General features: G+C 35.8%; 12 protein-coding genes. All 12 read left to right on the top strand.

Annotated elements, in window-relative coordinates:
• Positions 1 to 40: 40 nt before the first annotated feature.
• The gene (locus J5J03_RS04560; RefSeq protein WP_208586538.1) at positions 41 to 2068 is read left to right on the top strand and encodes a beta-galactosidase; all 2028 of its coding nucleotides are present in this window, start codon (positions 41 to 43) and stop codon (positions 2066 to 2068) included.
• Positions 2069 to 2683: 615 nt separating this feature from the next.
• Complete coding sequence (locus J5J03_RS04555) at positions 2684 to 3763, top strand: LacI family DNA-binding transcriptional regulator (protein ID WP_208586536.1); 1080 nt, start codon at positions 2684 to 2686, stop codon at positions 3761 to 3763.
• A gap of 196 nt (positions 3764 to 3959) precedes the next feature.
• Positions 3960 to 5255 (top strand): ABC transporter substrate-binding protein, encoded by a 1296-nt coding sequence (locus J5J03_RS04550; RefSeq protein WP_208586533.1) that lies wholly within the window; start codon positions 3960 to 3962, stop codon positions 5253 to 5255.
• Positions 5256 to 5327: 72 nt separating this feature from the next.
• A complete protein-coding gene (locus tag J5J03_RS04545) occupies positions 5328 to 6191 on the top strand; it encodes a carbohydrate ABC transporter permease (protein ID WP_018931103.1) in 864 nt (287 codons plus the stop codon).
• Complete coding sequence (locus J5J03_RS04540) at positions 6188 to 7012, top strand: carbohydrate ABC transporter permease (RefSeq protein ID WP_018931102.1); 825 nt, start codon at positions 6188 to 6190, stop codon at positions 7010 to 7012. Before J5J03_RS04545 ends, J5J03_RS04540 begins: the two co-directional genes overlap by 4 nt.
• A gap of 21 nt (positions 7013 to 7033) precedes the next feature.
• Entirely contained in the window at positions 7034 to 9298 is a 2265-nt protein-coding gene (yicI, locus tag J5J03_RS04535; RefSeq protein WP_208586529.1) for an alpha-xylosidase, read from the top strand.
• 100 nt (positions 9299 to 9398) lie between these two features.
• On the top strand, positions 9399 to 10418 hold the full coding sequence (locus J5J03_RS04530) for a Gfo/Idh/MocA family protein (protein WP_208586520.1): 1020 nt from the start codon (positions 9399 to 9401) through the stop codon (positions 10416 to 10418).
• 496 nt (positions 10419 to 10914) lie between these two features.
• Positions 10915 to 11856 (top strand): ABC transporter permease, encoded by a 942-nt coding sequence (locus J5J03_RS04525; protein ID WP_208586518.1) that lies wholly within the window; start codon positions 10915 to 10917, stop codon positions 11854 to 11856.
• Positions 11857 to 11869: 13 nt separating this feature from the next.
• Positions 11870 to 12742, top strand: a complete 873-nt coding sequence (locus tag J5J03_RS04520) for a carbohydrate ABC transporter permease (RefSeq protein WP_208586516.1) — start codon at positions 11870 to 11872, stop codon at positions 12740 to 12742.
• A 111-nt stretch (positions 12743 to 12853) separates the two neighbouring features.
• A complete protein-coding gene (locus J5J03_RS04515) occupies positions 12854 to 14494 on the top strand; it encodes an ABC transporter substrate-binding protein (RefSeq protein ID WP_208586514.1) in 1641 nt (546 codons plus the stop codon).
• Between the two features lie 255 nt (positions 14495 to 14749).
• A complete protein-coding gene (locus J5J03_RS04510) occupies positions 14750 to 15442 on the top strand; it encodes a YesL family protein (RefSeq protein WP_208586505.1) in 693 nt (230 codons plus the stop codon).
• Positions 15443 to 15469: 27 nt separating this feature from the next.
• Positions 15470 to 18880, top strand: coding sequence for a glycoside hydrolase family 2 TIM barrel-domain containing protein (locus tag J5J03_RS04505; RefSeq protein ID WP_208586503.1), 3411 nt, complete (start codon positions 15470 to 15472; stop codon positions 18878 to 18880).
• The last annotated feature ends 10 nt before the right edge of the window (positions 18881 to 18890 follow it).

The raw sequence follows: 18890 nt of genomic DNA, 5'->3' as shown, positions 1-18890 counted from the left end.
GAATACTTGCTATACATAAATAGTTAGAGGAGGAACCAAAATGATCCATGAAAAACTACCAAAAATCTGGTATGGAGGAGACTACAATCCAGAACAATGGGATGAGGAGACTGTAACCGAAGATATCAGAATGTTTAAACTTGCGGGGATTGATGTGGCAACCGTTAATGTCTTCTCATGGGCATTAAATCAGCCTGATGAAAATACTTATGATTTCACGTGGCTTGATGAGACAATCGATCGCTTATACCAAAATGGTGTCTATATTTGTCTTGCAACAAGTACAGCGGCCCATCCGGCTTGGATGGCAAAACACTATCCGGATGTCAGACGGGTTGATTTTGAAGGAAGAAAAAGGCTGTTTGGTGGTAGACACAACTCCTGCCCAAACAGTCCGACCTATCGCAAATATGCAGAACGAATCGCGGATAAATTGGCAGAACGGTACAAGGACCATCCAGCTGTATTAATCTGGCATGTTTCCAATGAGTATGGTGGTTATTGTTACTGTGAAAACTGTCAAAAAACATTCCGGGTCTGGCTGAAAGACAAATATGGGACACTTGATGTAGTGAATAAAGCATGGAATACACGTTTTTGGGGCCATACTTTTTACGAGTGGGATGAGATTGTGGCACCAAATGGTTTAAGTGAAGAATGGCAAGGAGGACAAAACACTAATTTCCAAGGTATTTCACTAGATTATCGTCGTTTCCAGTCTGATAGTTTATTAGATGTGTTTAAATTGGAACGAGATGCATTGAAGAAACATACACCAGATCTTGCGGTAACAACGAATTTAATGGGTCTGTATCCAGAGCTTGATTACTTCAAGTGGGGGAAAGAGATGGATGTCGTTTCATGGGATAACTACCCATCGATTGATACACCAGAAAGTATGACAGCGATGACCCATGATTTAATGCGAGGTCTTCGAAGTGGTCAGCCGTTTATGCTGATGGAACAAACACCAAGCCAGCAAAATTGGCAACCATACAATGCCTTAAAACGACCGGGAGTTATGCGCCTGTGGAGTTATCAAGCGGTAGCACATGGTGCCGATACAGTGATGTTTTTCCAATTGAGACGTTCACGAGGTGCTACGGAAAAATATCATGGCGCTGTGATTGAGCATGTTGGGCATGAACATACACGCGTATTCCGTGAGTCGGCAGAATTAGGAAAAGAACTCACTCAATTAGAAGATAAAATTATCGATAGTCGTGTGAACGCACGGGTAGCGATTGTCTTTGACTGGGAAAATCGCTGGGCCATTCAATTATCAAGCGGACCTTCCATAGCACTAGATTATGTAAAAGAAGTGCATAAATATTATGATGCCTTCTATCAACGGAATATTCCGGTCGACATGATAAGTGTGGAAGAAGATTTAAGTGATTATGATATTGTGATTGCGCCAGTGTTATACATGGTAAAAGAAGGACATGCTGATCGCTTGAAGCAGTTTGTTGCAAAAGGTGGTACCTTCGTAACCACTTTCTTCAGTGGCATCGTTAACGAGAACGATCTTGTCACATTGGGAGGTTATCCAGGAGAATTGAGAGATTTAGTTGGAATTTGGGCTGAAGAAATTGACGCATTAGAGCCATCTAATTATAACGAGATTGTCATGCAGGACAAAGTCGGGTCACTATCGGGCGAGTACAAATGCAACATATTATTTGATCTGATTCATGCTGAAGGTGCAGATGTTCTGGCGACATATGGTTCAGACTTTTATAAAGGAATGCCTGTACTAACAAAAAATCAATACGGAGAAGGTCATGCATACTATATCGCCTCTAGTCCTGATCAAGTATTTGTCCAAGACTTTGTCGATACCATTACTGCTGACAAAAATATACAAGGTGAATTAGATTCTGCACAAGGTGTTGAAGTTATAGCACGAAACAAAGCTGATGAAAAGATTTTATTTGTAATGAATCATAATAATAAGCCAGCAAGCTTTCATACAGGTGAAGAGACCTATACAAATCTATTAACGGGTGAAAAATATACAGGTGAAACAGAAATAAAAGCAAAAGATACATTAATTTTGAGTCCTTAATAGATTACGACGTACGACTAACGGTGATATGGGTTCATCGTTAGTTTTTTTTATATGGAAAATTAGCGCAATGACTGTGTTAAATGCAGTAGTTATTTTGAAAGTTAGCTTGTACAGGAAACCATCGCTGCGGCTGTCCACTTCCCTTTCCACCATCCCGTAGGAGTGGAAGTGGACGGCCTTAGCTATGAAACTGTTCTACAACGTTTGTGACTGCTAACTTCTCGAGCTTCCTTAACCTGTGTAATAAAATTGGAATGTCAGCGAGTACATTCATTGTAGAGCATTAATTAGCGTAGGCGTCCACTTCGACTCCTGTGGGATCAGCGTGATCTGAAGATCCACTTTTGTAAAGCGATCTTCTTTACAAAAGTTAGCTGAAGACACGCCCCACGGAAAGCGAAGTGGGCAAGCCGTAGCGGTTGTTACGCCCAATATCCATCTCAAAATAACTACTTTATACCATCGATATATTATTTTGGTCAATGAAAAGGCCCGGGTGGGCTTTCCCGGTTTTTCTTATTCCTATGAAAAACTTGACAATCAGATAAAAAGTGTAAATAATGAGGACGATTACATAAAAGTAAAACATTCTTGTATAGAGGTGGCTAACAAATGCGAGTAACAGCAAAAATGATAGCAGATGAACTAGGTTTATCTCCAGCTACAGTTGATCGAGTTTTAAATAATAGGAAAGGGGTAAGTGAAAAGACGATACAGAAAGTAAAATCTAAGGCTCACGAGTTAGGGTATCAACGGAATAGAGCAGCTAAATTCTTAGCAACGCAAAAGGTAATTAATATTGCCTTTATTCTTCCTGTATTTCCAAATTATTTTTGGGACGACTTAGATTTTGAAATTAAAGAAGGAGCAATGCTTTATTCTGAGTTCGGATTAAAAGTCGATGTCCATCGCGTACATACAGTGCCTGAAAATCAGCAAGTAGAATATTTGCAGGAAATTGTAGATTCGAAGCAATATCAAGGAATTGTGATAGCGGCACATGATACGAAACCACTTGAAAAAATAATTGATCAAGCGACAAAAGAAGATATAGCAGTGTTTACCATAAACACAGACGTACCAAATAGTCAACGTATAGCATATGTAGGTAGTGACTATTATGATGCGGGCTTTCTGGCTGGAGAGCTAATCTACTTATTTAGTAGAAGCGCACAAAATATAATATTTATAAGAGAAAAAGAAAACACCTTCCAAATGCAAAATAAAGAAAATGGGTTTACCGATTATTTTAAAAAATTGAACGTAAATTATCAACTACAGAAAATTAAGTACGATACATCTGCTTATATCGAAGAGGAACAAGTAGAAAAATTGTTAAAAAACCATAAAGAAATGTTGCTGGATGCAGATGCTATCTATGTAGCTGGTGGTTTATTAGATAAGATTATCCCAAATGTAGAGAAATGGGAGAAGAAGCCTGTCATCATCGGCCACGATATAAACGAAACTATTTATCATGCGTTTCAAACGGATCTTATCACTGCTTCAATCTGTCAAGATCCGGTAGCACAAGCTAACTTTTCATTGAAAAAGATAATGAACTACTTTTTAGATGATAATATCAACGATACCAGTTCATATATTGTCAAACCTGAAATCGTAACCAAGGCTAATGCAAAATATTATATCAATAATGCAAATAATTTAATTAATAAACAGGAAAATGATTGACGTACATCATTTTCTAATATATCATATAGATAAATAGATGAGTTACCTGAAGATGAATGCGCTTTTACGTTGTGTAATTCATCTACTTTTTCACCTTAGAATGATGTACGTACATCATCGCGAATCATAGAAAGGTGAAATTAGTAGAAGGTAGCAAATCTATCAACTATTGATATCAAAACTAAGGAGGTCAATGATGAAATTCAGATTAGTAATTATTTCGTTAATAATGTTAGCTTCTATGAGTTTAATAGTTGCGTGCAGTTCAAATGAAAGCGGTGACAACAGAGAGTCATCAGGTCAAGGGGATGAAGTAGTTGTTGATTTGTTTAATATAAAAGTAGAAACAACGGATCAACTAAATAACTTAATCGATATTTATGAGAGTGAAAATGAAAATGTGAAAATTAATGTAACCACAGTTGGTGGTGGACAAGATGCACCTTCGGCATTACAAGCTAAGTTCTCTTCTGGTGAAGCACCAGCGATCTTTTTGTTAGGTGGTCTGTCGGATGTAGAGAAATATAATGAGTATTTGTTAGATGTATCAGATATGGAGAGTGCTAAAACTGCAATAGACGGAACTTTAGAGGGTGCTTCTATGGATGGTACACCATATGGAATTCCTTTAAATATTGAAGGATATGGTTGGATGATTAACAAAGATATTTTTGAAAGAGCAGGGGTAGATCCGTCAACTATTGATAGTTATGACAAATTTGTGGAAGCAGTAGAAACGATCGATTCTCAAAAAGAAGAATTAGGTATAGATTCGGTGTTTGCCTTTAGTGCAAAAGAGGACTGGGTCGTCAGTCAATTCTCAAGTCATTTTACGGCTCCGGAGTTTGGTAATGATGTCAAGACTGCTTTCGAATCAGATGAACTGAATTTTGAATATGGTGATCGTATGAAAGAATATACAGATTTATTTAACCAGTATAACTATCAACCTATTTTATCATTAGACTACAGTACTTCTGTAGAAGAATTATTTGCAAATGATCGAGCTGCGATTATTCACCAAGGTAACTGGATTGTTCCAACATTAAATAGTATGGACGAAAGTTTTGCGCAAGAAAAACTAGGAATTCTCCCTCTCTTTGTTTCTTCAGATACCGAAGGGAAAATTGTTGCCGGTCCGTCATGGTATTGGGGTATTAATAAAGAGCATGATGAAGAAGTAGTAGAAGAGTCTAAGAAATTTATCGATTGGATGTATACTTCTGACAAAGGAAAAGAATTAATTGTTGAGGATTTTAAATATGTTCCTTCTCATGAAGGTTATGATACAGATTCCATTTCAGATCCAGTATCAGCGGAAGTATATCAGTATTTATTAGATGAAAAAGGGAAAATTTGGGCAAATAACCAGTATCCTGATGGCTTTTTCTCTGAAGCGTTACATCCAGAGTTTCAAAAATATCTAGGTGAACAACAAAGCTGGGAAGAATTTAAGGAAGCAACTAGCAATGCATTTTCAGAAATGCGTTAAAGATCCCCAAGAAAGATGGAGCAAAAGTGTATTTTTGCTCCATCATACACATGGTTTAAAGGAGTGGGAAGATTGAATTTTAAAAACCGCACATACTGGTTGTTCTTATTACCAACTCTGCTAGCCTTATTACTCGTGTTAATCATACCTTTCTTTCAAGGTGTTTATTATTCTTTCACGGAATACGATGGCTTTCAAGTAACGTCGTTTGTAGGTTTTGATAATTATATCAAGTTATTTTCAGATGATCAGTTTCTTTATAGCTTAGGATTTACTGCAGCTTTTTCAGCAGCTTCTGTCATCGGAATTAATGTATTAGGATTATCTTTTGCTTTATTAGTTACACAAAAATTAGGGAAAGTAAGTACATTATTTCGAACGATTTATTTTATGCCAAACTTAATTGGTGGGATTATTTTAGGTTTTATCTGGCAATTCGTCTTTTTAAAAGCTTTTACAGGAATTGCAGATGTGACTGGTATCGAGTTTTTTAGAGGTTGGCTTTCAGACACAGAAACTGGTTTTTGGGGATTGGTAATCCTGTTTGTATGGCAAATGAGTGGTTATATCATGGTTATTTATATATCCTTTTTGAATAATGTTCCAAAAGAACTGCTAGAAGCAGCAACGATAGATGGAGCAAATAAATGGCAAAGTTTTTGGAAGGTTAAGTTTCCACTTATTATTCCTGCGTTTACGGTAAGTTTATTTTTAACGTTATCAAATGCTTTTAAAGTATATGACCAAAATATGGCCTTAACAAATGGAGGACCATTTGGATCAACAGAGATGGCTACCATGAATATTTATGATACGGCTTTTAAAGTACAAGATATGGGATATGCGCAATCGAAAGCGATTGTCTTCTTAATTATTATTACTTTAATATCTGTTATCCAACTTTATATCACTCGTAAAAAGGAGACAGAACTATGAGAAACAAAGAACGTACACATAAGTATACGATGATGTTTATAGGTGCTGTTGTCTCTTTATTGTGGATATATCCTTTCTATCTAGTATTCATTAATTCGATTAAAACAAAATCAGATATTTTTGAGAGTACTTTAGGACTTCCCGGAACACCAACATTGGAAAACTATCCGACAGCTTTTGCTGAATTAGATTTCCTGTTGACGTTTTTTAATTCCGTTGTAGTAACGGGTGGAAGTATCTTGATTATTGTCATTTGTACTTCGATGGCAGCGTATGCATTATCTCGCAAACCAGGAAAAACTAGTTCAGCTATTTACTTTTTGTTTGCTATTTGTATGCTAATTCCTTTTCAGTCTATTATGATTCCTTTAGTTTCGCTATTTGGTGCAGTAGATTTATTAAATCGAACTGGTTTAGCAATTATGTACCTAGGATTAGGATCTAGTCTAGCGGTTTTCTTATACGTAGGTGCAATGAAAGGGATACCTAAAGCTTTAGATGAAGCTGCGATTATTGATGGTTGTAATAGGTTTCAAGTTTATTGGTACATCATGTTGCCCATGTTAAAGTCAACGACGGTAACCGTTATTGTTCTGAATGCGATCTGGTTCTGGAATGATTACTTACTTCCATCACTTGTGATCAACAAAGAAGGTATGTATACGATTCCGTTGAAAACGTTTTATTTCTTTGGTGAATATTCCACACAATGGCATCTAGCATTAGCGGCTTTAGTTATTGCGATGATTCCGATTATTGTTTTATATATGTTCCTACAAAGATATATTATTGATGGTATTTCTGAAGGTGCAGTTAAATAATTTAATACAGGAGGGAAAAATATGAAGTTTACAGACGGTAATTGGTTAGTAAGAGAGGGGTATGAAATACATTTTCCAAAATTAATTCATGAAGTGGAAGAAATAGACGGTTCGGTGACCTTATATGCACCATGTAAATATCTCAATCATCGTGGAGACACTTTAGATGGTCCACTGTTAACGATTAAAATTTCATCACCCGTTGATGAAGTGATTCGTGTCGAAACATGGCACTTCAAAGGTGGTAAAGCGAAATATCCAAATTTTGAAGTTTTTAATCAGGAAAACGCGATCCAGTTGGAAGATGAAGAGGAACATGTGACGTTCACAACTGGCACGTTAAAATTGAAGATTTCCAAACAAAATTTTGCTTTATCATTTGAAAATGCAAATGGTAGATTAACAGATTCTGATGGAAAAGGACTTGCATGGATTAATGGGCCGGGAAATAAAACATATATGCGTGGTCAATTACGCCTTGGAGTAGGAGAACACCTTTATGGTTTAGGTGAACGCTTTACGCCATTTGTAAAAAATGGTCAATCAGTTGATATATGGAACAAAGATGGAGGCACAAGCTCAGAACAATCGTATAAAAACATTCCGTTTTACTTAAGTAGTAAAGGATATGGTGTTTTTGTCAATCATCCTGAACAAGTGAGCTATGAGTTAGGCTCTGAAACAGTATCCCGCGCTCAGTTTAGTGTTGAAGGAGAATATTTAGATTATTACTTTATTCATGGTCCTTCTCCAAAAGAAGTAGTCAGTCGTTATACAGAATTAACAGGAAAACCTGCTTTACCCCCTGCATGGTCATTTGGATTATGGTTATCCACTTCTTTTACGACAGACTATAATGAGGAAACGGTTAATCATTTTGTTGATGGCATGGCAGAACGTGGTATCCCACTAAGTGTCTTTCATTTTGACTGTTTCTGGATGAAAGAATTCGAATGGAGTAACTTTATTTGGGATCGTCGCAATTTCCCAGATCCGGAAGGTATGTTAAAGCGTTTGAAAGAAAAAGGACTGAAAATTTGTGTTTGGATCAATCCATATATTGCACAGAAGTCAGTACTTTTTGATGAAGGAATGGAAAAAGGTTATTTATTAAAGAAGCCAAATGGTGATCTATGGCAATGGGATTTATGGCAAGCAGGTATGGGTATAGTTGATTTTACGAACCCGGATGCAAGCAAGTGGTTCCAAGACAAGCTGAAGGTATTATTGAATATGGGTGTGGATTCCTTTAAAACAGACTTTGGTGAACGGATTCCGACTAATGTTGTTTACCATGATGGATCAGACCCACAGAAAATGCACAACTACTATGCTTATTTATACAACAAAGTAGTGTTTGATTTACTGAAAGATGAAAAAGGTGAAGAGGAAGCTGTTGTATTTGCGCGATCAGCAACTACAGGTGGACAACAATTCCCGGTACACTGGGGTGGTGACTGTGACTCGACATACGATGCGATGGCCGAAAGTTTACGTGGCGGTTTATCATTAACTACTTCAGGCTTTGGTTATTGGAGTCATGATATCGGCGGTTTTGAAAATACTGCCACTCCGGATGTATTCAAACGGTGGACAGCATTCGGTTTACTTTCAAGCCATAGCCGTTTTCATGGAAGTTCTTCCTATCGTGTCCCATGGAACTTTGATAACGAAGCTGTAGATGTTGCGCGTCACTTTACCAAGTTGAAAAATAGTTTAATGCCTTATCTTTATGGGCAAGCAGTGGAAAACAGTCAAACAGGGGTCCCTGTCATGCGTTCGATGTTGTTAGAATTCCCTGATGATCCATTGTGTGAGACATTAGATCGTCAATATATGCTTGGTGATTCCATTCTTGTAGCACCAATCTTCAATGAGGAAGGAATGGGCTCTTTTTACTTGCCTGAAGGTAGATGGACACACCTTTTAACTGGAGAAATAGTGAATGGCGGTACATGGATAAAAGAACGATACGATTACTTCAGTCTGCCACTTTTTGTAAATCCGAACACCATTTTGCCGGTAGGAACAAGTGAAGAAAACCCTGTTTATGACTATACGGATAGTGTAACCTTTAAAATCTATCAGTTATCAAATAAGCAAACAGCGGAACGAACACTTGTTAACGCAAAAGGGGAAGAGATTGGCTCAATTGTAGCAGAACGAAATGCTAATAAGATTCATGTACAGACAACTGGTGTCGAGAAAGCTTATCATATTGAAATTGTCGGTCATAAGAAAGTATCCGTAAACGCTGGAAAACAAAACGTTACAATTGAAATATAATGCAGAGTATTCGCGAGATAGCTACACTTATTTCGCGAATACTAAATTCTAGTATTCTCTGAATGAATCCGTTATCATTGAGTGGTAAAGGGGTGAGCCTATGTCTACAGAACATCACATTATAGTTGCTGGATGTGGCGGTATGGCAAATGTTTGGTTGGACTACGTGGAACAACGTGAAAATGCCTCAATTGTCGGGTTGGTCGACCTCAATAAGGAAGCAGCTCAGAAAATGGCTGATCAACGCAACTTACACGTACCTATTTTTACAGATCTAGCAGCAGCCATAAAAGAAACAGGAGCAAATCTCGTCTTCGATGTGACCATTCCAGCTGCTCATAAGCAAGTTGTTACAACAGCACTTGAAGCTGGATGTCATGTATTAGGTGAAAAACCGATGGCAGAATCTTTAAACGATGCTCTGGAAGTGAAAAAAATAGCAGAACGGACAGACAAAACATATAGTGTCATGCAAAATCGACGGTATCTCAAAGAAATAAGATCCCTTCGCCATTTCATGGAAAGTGATGGATTAGGGAAAGTTCATACTTTAGATGTAGATTTCTACTTAGGTCCTCATTTCGGCGGATTTCGTGAGCAAATGGATCATCCGTTAATTGTTGATATGGCAATACATACATTTGATCAGGCGAGATATATTTCGAATAGTAATGCTATCTCCGTCTATTGTCATGAATTCAATCCGGCGGGGTCATGGTATAATGGTAATGCTTCAGCTATTTGTATATTTGAAATGGCAGATGGGTCTGTTTTTACATTCCGTGGTTCCTGGGCAGCAGAAGGATTACGAACGTCATGGAATGGGGATTGGCGAATTATCGGAACGAAAGGGACAGCTAAATGGGACGGTTTTGAACATCTTACAACCGAAATCGTCAAGAAGCCAGCTGACACAGCTTTTTTCAAAGAAACGGAAAAAAGCACGATACCAAATAGTTGGACTGGAAAAGAAGAACATGCTGGCTGCTTAGATGAAATGTTTTCTGCTTTGGAAGAAAATCGTCAAGCAGAAACAGATTGTAATGATAACATTCATAGTATGAAAATGGTATTTGCAGCAATAGAAAGTGCAGAGAAAGGTGGGAAAGTATATCTATAAAGTGAGACTATGATCAGTGGGGGTTTTTGACCCCACTGATCATTAGCGAAACTTATCCCAAAACTTATTCTTGTGTTAATTGAAGCTGGAAGTGGAAATGTTTCAGGCGGTTAGCACCGTGATAAACTTTTACTAAAAAGACAAGTTAAGCTAACGATTTATTTAACTTATAATATCGTTAGCTTTTTTATGTTTTTAAAACATAAAAATTTTTATCTAAAACCATTTAATACTACCATTCTAGTATATTGACAAATAGAATTACCTAATATATAATAAGTTCAACGAACAAACAAAGATGTTTGAAAGCGTTCTCTGCTTTGTTTTGTTATTATTACCATACTAGTCATACTAAAAATCTTTAGGGCGTAGTGGAATGTAAAGGATGAAATGTAAAAATGTAAGCCTTTTCTTTGTGTAGAGTTTAAATAACATCTTTTCTCATACATACGAACGTATTTTAATGGAGGATGGATGTAGTAGGAGGGGGAAAAGTATGGAAGCTACCAAGAAAGTGAAAGAATCTATAATTTCCAAGAGTCATTTATGGACTAGTATAAAAAAGGATTGGCAACTTTATTCATTGATTTTGTTACCAGTAATATACTTAATTATTTTTAAATACGGTCCGATGTTTGGTAATATTATCGCCTTCAGAAGATTTGTACCTGGTGGAAGTATTATTGGGGAAGAATGGGTAGGATTGCAGTATTTTAATATGTTTTTAAATGATCCGACCTTTTATAATGTCTTTGCCAATACATTTATTTTAGCCTTTTTACTTTTAGTTATCACCTTTCCAGCACCTATTATTTTTGCATTACTACTTAACGAATTGAAAAGTCAATTATTTAAACGTTTTGTACAAACGGCTTCTTATTTGCCACACTTTTTCTCAGTGGTTGTGGTAGCTGGGATGGTATTTGAAGTATTAGCTCTTAACGGTCCTGTTAACAGTTTGCTAGCAAGTTGGGGATTTGAAAAAATCAGTTTCATGCAATTACCAGAGTGGTTCAGAACGATCTTTGTAAGTGTTGACTTGTGGCAAACGTTAGGTTGGGGAGCAATACTTTATCTTGCAGCTTTAACAGGTATAAACGAAGAACTGTATGAAGCAGCAAGAATTGATGGAGCAAACAGATGGAAACAAACAATACACATTACTATCCCGGGGATTTTACCTACTATTATAGTATTATTAATTTTAAATATTGGTAATTTCTTGCAAATAGGTTTTGAGAAAGTTTTACTACTTTACAATCCGTTAACATATGAGACAGCTGACGTAATTGCTACTTACGTATACCGAGTGGGTCTGGAATCAGGTAGTTTTAGTTACGGTACAGCAATTGGCCTTTTTGAATCTATCATTGGTTTAATATTAGTGTTAGGCGCGAATTATCTTTCTAGAAGAATTACAGATAACAGTTTGTGGTAGGAGGGGATAAATCATGAAGCAATCATGGCAATATAAAATCTTCAGAGTCTTTAATATAACTGTTTTAATGTTCATTGTATTTGTAACATTATTTCCATTCTTTAATATCGTTGCACAATCCTTTAGTTCAGAAGCCTATATAAATTCTGGTCAAGTTAGTCTATGGCCAAAAGGTTTTAACGTTGAAACGTATAAACAAATCATGTCCGATACAATGTTTTGGATTAACTATAAAAATACAGTTGTCTATACGGTTGTTGGAACAATAATATCACTAATCTTATCGACAATGATTGCTTACCCATTATCTAAAACTAGATTAAAAGGCAGAAGATTTTTAACTTTATTCTTCGTGTTTACTATGTTTTTTAATGGTGGTTTAATTCCTAACTATGTACTTGTAACATCTTTAGGATTTGGGAACAGTATATGGGCGATCGTAATACCTAATGCGATTAGTGTATTCAATATGTTGATTATGAGAACCTTCTTTCAAAACATCCCGGATGAATTAGAAGAAGCAGCAATTATGGATGGTTCAAGCACTTTTGGTATTCTGTTCAAAATTGTGTTGCCGCTGTCAAAACCAATTTTAGCAACTATGATGTTATTCTATGCAGTTACACACTGGAACTCTTGGTTCCCAGCATTTATTTTCTTTTCGGATAAAGAATTATTTCCTGTATCTATTTATTTAAGAAACATGATTAAAGGTGCAGAAGCGACAGTTGGAACTGGTGCAACAGCAGCAGATAACATGGTTCAAATTTCAGCGAATATAAAATCTGTGACAATGGTATTGACGGTATTACCTATCTTAATGGTATATCCGTATATTCAAAAATATTTTGTGTCAGGTGTCATGTTAGGTTCAGTAAAAGGATGATAAAATGACAAGTCTTTAAGGAGGTGGTTGGCTTAACAAAATAAATAGCCGAAACTGATGAAGTGCAATTATTTATATTTATGTTCAAACATAATAAGAGGGGGAAGTTCCATGACCAAGAAATGGAAAAAAATGATGTTAACGATCTTGTTAGTGTTTGTTGTTGGTGTATTAGCAGCTTGCAGTGATTCTAGTTCGTCTGATGACGTTGAAGAAGGTGATGATGATCCATCAAGTGAAGGCGGATCAGGAGTAGCAATGGAGGATTACAGTGTAGGTGATTCATTTAAAGCTACAGAGCCTGTAACATTTACATCGCTTTTTAATGATCACCCAAACTATCCACTAGACGAAAATTGGTTATTCTTTGAGAAACTAAAAGAGAAAACGAATGTCTCATTAGACATTACTTCTGTACCAATGAGTGATTACACGGAAAAAAGAAGTTTGTTAATCAGTAGTGGTGATGCACCTTATATTATACCAAAAACATATCCGGGAGAAGAAACACAATTCGTATCTTCAGGAGCAATATTACCGATTAGTGACTATGTAGATTTGATGCCGCACTATCAACAAAAAGTAGAAGAATGGGAAATTGAACCATTCTTAGAGGGATTACGTCAACGTGATGGCAAATACTATGTTTTACCAGGAATTCATGAAAATGTATGGCCGGATTATAGTTTAGCAGTAAGAACAGATATCTTAGAAGAGCTTGGACTTGAAGAACCAACAACGTGGGAAGAAGTAGAAGAAATGCTTGTGGCAATGAAAGAAGCATACCCTGACAAGTACCCATTCTCTGACAGATTCCAGTTTGAAAGTACTCTAAATATTGCAGCGACTGGGTTTGGTACAAGAGCTGGTTGGGGTCTAGGAAATATGTTGGAATATCAAGAAGATTCCGATGAATTTATTTTTGCGCCCGCGACAGAAGAATATCGTTCGATGGTTGAATATTTCAACGGATTAATTGAACAAGGATTATTAGACCCTGAAAGTGTTACACAAGAAGATGATCCTGCAATTGAGAAGTTCACTTCCGGCGAATCTTTTGTAATTAATACAAATGGGCAAACGTTAACACAATATCGTACAACCATGAATGAAACATTGGGTAAAGACAATTATTCTATTAAGAAAATTGTAGTTCCAGGTGGTCCTGCTGGACAATTAATGAATGGATCTAAACTCGAAAACGGTATCATGTTCTCGGCAAAAGCAGCAGAAGACCCTAATTTCGAAGCAATGCTACAATTCATTGACTGGCTATTATACAGTGATGAAGGTTTAGAGTTTGCTAAATGGGGGGTTGAAGGAGAAACATTTACTAAAGAAGGCGGTAACCGTCAGCTAGCAGAAGACGTTACATTCCGTGGAATGAATGAGGGCGCGGAAAAACACCTTCAAATTGATTACGGTTTTTCCCAAGGTAATTGGTCTTACGGTGGTCCAACTGAATTACTTCACTCGATGTTTAGTGAGGAAGAAATTGAATTCCAAAACGCAATGCACGAAACAAAAGAACTTTTATTACCAGATCCACCAATCCGCTATGATACGACACAGCTAGAGCAATCTTCATTATTAGAAACACCGTTAAAAGACACTGTTGAACAAAACACATTGAAATTCATTGTGGGTGATAGAGATATGTCAGAATGGGATGCTTATATACAAGAACTAGAAGGTAAAAATATGCAAGGATATGTAGATCTTGCAAATGAAGTGTACCAAAACAATAAATAATATGGAGTAAACTATAACACGGAGGAATTCCTTCTCCGTGTTATATACTTCTTTATCAGAAATTTTATTCTGTTGTATTTAGATACATGTTGGAAGACATTTGAAAATCATTAAGAAAAAGGGGGAAGAATAACTGCTAAGTTCATCAAAAAAATGTATAAACATTCTATAAAAAATAATTCTAATAATTACCCATGTGACAACAATTCATAGTAGAATGTTATAAAAAATAGATAAAAAAGAAAGGGTTTTTTGATGGATTTAAATCAAGGTGGATTTTATCGTTTTTCTAATTATGTTTATTGGTTATTAATATTAAATATTTTATTTGTGTTAACCAATGTTCTTAGTTTTGCTGCACTTATCTTGTTAATTCCTAGCATATCCAATGCTATATTTTATTATATAGCGTTTATTCCTACTGGACCCGCACTTGCTGCTTTATTTCATAGTGTAAGTGTATTAGTAAGAAAAAAAGAAGTAACACCAATTAAGGAGTTTTTAAAAGCTTATAAAATGAACTACTGGGATGTTACAAAAGTATGGTTACCTATACTAACTGCCTTTTTTATTATAGTTATCGATATTCAGTATTTTAATCAAAATCCAACTGTATTCTATCAAATTTTAAATGGTATTTTTTTGGTGGTTTTGTTAATCATGGTCATTTTTGCATTTTATTCTTTGGTTATTACCACTCATTATAAATTCAGAATAAGAGATATTTATCGGTTGTCTCTATATTATTTTTTTACATGGGTTAAAAGATCAACGGGTAATATGGGAATTCTGTTTCTCACTATTGTACTTATGTTTTTTACATCTGACTTTATAGTTCTGTTTATTAGTAGCTTAGTAGCTTGGTTACTAATATTAAATACCAAACCGATTATTGAAGATGTGAAATTTAGCTTTGTAAAAAACGAGAGCAATAGAATACATAAATAATTTCTATAGGAGTGATGGTGAACCACTATGATCAATCGAACGGAATTATTTAATAATAATTGGTTATTTGTAAAGAGTGACTTAGATACAGAAACAAGTGAACAACTTAATTTTAAACCAGTAGAAATCCCACATGACTGGTTAATTTATAATACAAAAAAACTATACGAGAACAGTAGGGGTTGGTACAAAAAAACAATGGAATACCAATCAATCCCAGATAATGTATTGCTATGTTTCGAAGGTGTTTACATGGATTCTCAATTATATGTGAATAACCATTTTGCAGGAGAGTGGAAATATGGTTATTCTAAGTTTGAACACAATATTACAAAATTTCTAGTTGAGGGTAAGAATGACATCTTACTAAAGGTAACTTACCAAAGTCCTAATAGCAGATGGTATACAGGGGCGGGTATTTATCGTAATGTTTGGTTGAAAGAGCGCAGTCATAATTATATAGAGACGGATGGTATTTATGTATCTACCTTTAAGGAAAGTGATCATTGGAAAGTTGAGCTTGATACCAAGGTGCAATTAATTGAATCACTTATATTAACACATTCTCTTGAAAAAGAGGGAGAAGTAGTAGCCAGCGTTTCTGCTAAAATCGAACCAGGACAAAATTCAAATGAACTAGCGTTACAGATAACTAATCCTTATATATGGAATATTGATTCTCCGCATTTATATAAATTAAATACTACATTGCAGAAAAATGATAGCTATGAAATAGTAGAGTCACACAGTCAAAATATTGGCTTTAAAGAAGTAACACTTGATCCGTATAGAGGAATTTTTCTGAATGGTGAACATATGAAATTATTCGGTGTCAATGAGCACCATGATTTGGGAGCTTTAGGAGTAGCTTTTAATGTTAACGCTTTAAGAAGAAGAATGCAAATCTTAAAAGAAATGGGTGTTAATGCGATACGTACCGCACATAATATGCCAGCAAAAGAATTAATGGTGCTTGCAGATGAAATGGGGTTCCTTGTCGTTACGGAAGCGTTTGATATTTGGGAAAGGTCGAAAACAACTTATGATTATGCAAGATTTTTTAAGTCATGGTATGAAAAAGATATCGAATCATGGGTAAAACGTGATCGAAATCATGTTAGCCTTTTGATGTGGAGTATAGGAAATGAAATTTACGATACACATGCTGATGAACGTGGTCAGCAACTAACAAAAGATTTAATGGAAGCGGTTTATCAGTTCGATCCTAATCAAAATGCAGTAGTAACGATAGGTTCTAATTATATGCCGTGGGAAAACGCCCAAAAATGTGCAGATATTGTCAAAGTAGTGGGGTATAACTATGGTGAAAAATATTATGAGAAACATCATCAACAGTATCCAGATTGGGTGATTTACGGTAGTGAGACAATGGCAGTTGTTCAAAGCAGAGGAGTGTATCACTTTCCATATAATAAACCGATATTAGCTGATGATGATCAGCATTGTTCGGCACTTGGGAATAGTGCTACAAGTTGGGGAGCGAAATCAGTAGAAGCTGCATTAATTCAAGAACGTGATACCCCTTATTCACTGGGGCAATTTATTTGGAGTGGTTTTGATTATATTGGAGAACCGACTCCGTATCATACGAAGAATTCTTATTTTGGTCAGGTTGATACAGCTACTTTTAAGAAAGATTCTTATTATATATATCAATCGGCGTGGACGAATTATAAGAAAGCACCAATGATTCATCTATTTCCATATTGGGATTATAATGAAGGACAGATTATTGACGTAAGAGTGGCAACAAATGCTCCCAAAGTTGAATTAATCTTAAATGGTGAATCGTTGGGCATTCAGGAATTTGACCATCATAATGGAAATACGATAACTGGATGGTGGAAAGTGCCATATCAAAAAGGAACACTTGTAGCGAATGCTTTTGATGAGTATGATCAGGTCATTGCACAAGATCAAAAGCATTCATTTGGAGATCCAGCTGAAATTGTACTGAATCCTGATAAAAAGAACATTAAAGCAGATGGAGCAGATCTGGCTTTCATTGAAATTGGTATGAAAGACAGTAATGGTCATCCAGTCGAAAATGCGAATAATCGTGTACATGTAAATGTTCAAGGAGAGGGGCGATTGGTAGGATTGGATAACGGAGATAGTACTGATTATGATCAATACAAAGGAATTAGCAGAAGGTTATTTAATGGTAAACTAATGGCGATTATAGGTTCTACGTTAGAAACAGGTCCAATAACTATTACCGTTACTTCTCCCCAATTAACAAGTACTTCTGTACAGCTATACGCTGAAGGAATGACGAGCACAAACCAACAAAGCAGTATACCTTTGGATCATAATCAATCAATGGAAGTATTAACAGGAAATCAAGAAGAAATTCCATTGCGAAAAATAGAAATTTGTTCAGACAGTGGGCAAATTTTAAACAAGGAAAAACAAGAAGCAAAAGTACATGCCAGGCTTTATCCAGCTAATACAGATTATACTGAGATAGAATGGAGTGTAGTAAATGACGTAGGGATAGCATCAAATATTGCAGCTATTAAAGCGCATGGAAAAGAAGCGATCGTAACTGCGTTTGGAGATGGTGATTTCAGAGTTCGTTGTACAAGTAAAAATGGTAAAGAACACATTAACATTATTTCTGAATTGGAATTTACAGCAGAAAAATTAGGTACTGCTTATAAAGACCCTTATTGCTTTATTTCTGCTGGTTTATATGATGAGAGTAAAGGGGAAGTGACAAATGGTAATGAACGAGGTATTGCAACTAGTCGAGATGGTGAAACGGTAATAGGATTCTGGAATATTGATTTTGGTAAAGAGGGGTCAGATGAAATTACTATACCAATTTTTGCACTTACAAGTGAAGAATATGATCTACAGATCTGGGAAGGAAAGCCGTATGATTCAAAAAGTGAATTATTAGCGGACACTACTTATCAGAAAGTATCTAAGTGGAATGTATATCAATCAGAAACATACAAACTTTCCAAAATGCTCAAAGGCATTACATCAATCTATTTTGTTACGAATAAAAAAATGCATATTAAAGGATTTTCTTTTAAAAAACACAACCGAGCGTTTTCTAAAAATTATGTGGTGAATGCAGATAAAATTTATGGTGATACGTTCAAAAAGTTATCAGACCGAGTTGAAGAAATTGGAAATAACGTTTCGTTTGAGTTCGATAATATTGATTTTGGAGACAAAGGTGCTACTAAGTTAGTTATTAACGGACACTCTCCGATTGATAACAATTCAATACATGTTCGTTTTTTTGATGGAAAAGGAGAAAAAGCAGAAATTCTAGAATTTGATCATAGCAACAATTACAAAGACATAAGTTTTGATTTAGAAGAGATAAAGGGAGTGCAAAAGGTTTCATTCATCTTTTTACCGGGTTCACGTTTTAATTTTAGTTGGTTCCAATTTAAATAAGAAAGGATGA

Source organism: Gracilibacillus suaedae (assembly GCF_017599345.1).
Lineage (GTDB): Bacteria > Bacillota > Bacilli > Bacillales > Amphibacillaceae > Gracilibacillus > Gracilibacillus suaedae.
Note: the sequence above shows the minus strand (reverse complement) of the source record. Positions and strands in the feature narration are given on the sequence as shown.

Coding starts and splice junctions, on each gene's coding strand:
- J5J03_RS04510 (WP_208586505.1), top strand. CDS start 14,750: ATGGATTTAAATCAAGGTGGATTTTATCGTTTTTCTAATTATGTTTAT.
- J5J03_RS04525 (WP_208586518.1), top strand. CDS start 10,915: ATGGAAGCTACCAAGAAAGTGAAAGAATCTATAATTTCCAAGAGTCAT.
- J5J03_RS04530 (WP_208586520.1), top strand. CDS start 9,399: ATGTCTACAGAACATCACATTATAGTTGCTGGATGTGGCGGTATGGCA.
- J5J03_RS04505 (WP_208586503.1), top strand. CDS start 15,470: ATGATCAATCGAACGGAATTATTTAATAATAATTGGTTATTTGTAAAG.
- J5J03_RS04540 (WP_018931102.1), top strand. CDS start 6,188: ATGAGAAACAAAGAACGTACACATAAGTATACGATGATGTTTATAGGT.
- J5J03_RS04520 (WP_208586516.1), top strand. CDS start 11,870: ATGAAGCAATCATGGCAATATAAAATCTTCAGAGTCTTTAATATAACT.
- J5J03_RS04515 (WP_208586514.1), top strand. CDS start 12,854: ATGACCAAGAAATGGAAAAAAATGATGTTAACGATCTTGTTAGTGTTT.
- J5J03_RS04555 (WP_208586536.1), top strand. CDS start 2,684: ATGCGAGTAACAGCAAAAATGATAGCAGATGAACTAGGTTTATCTCCA.
- J5J03_RS04550 (WP_208586533.1), top strand. CDS start 3,960: ATGAAATTCAGATTAGTAATTATTTCGTTAATAATGTTAGCTTCTATG.
- yicI (WP_208586529.1), top strand. CDS start 7,034: ATGAAGTTTACAGACGGTAATTGGTTAGTAAGAGAGGGGTATGAAATA.
- J5J03_RS04560 (WP_208586538.1), top strand. CDS start 41: ATGATCCATGAAAAACTACCAAAAATCTGGTATGGAGGAGACTACAAT.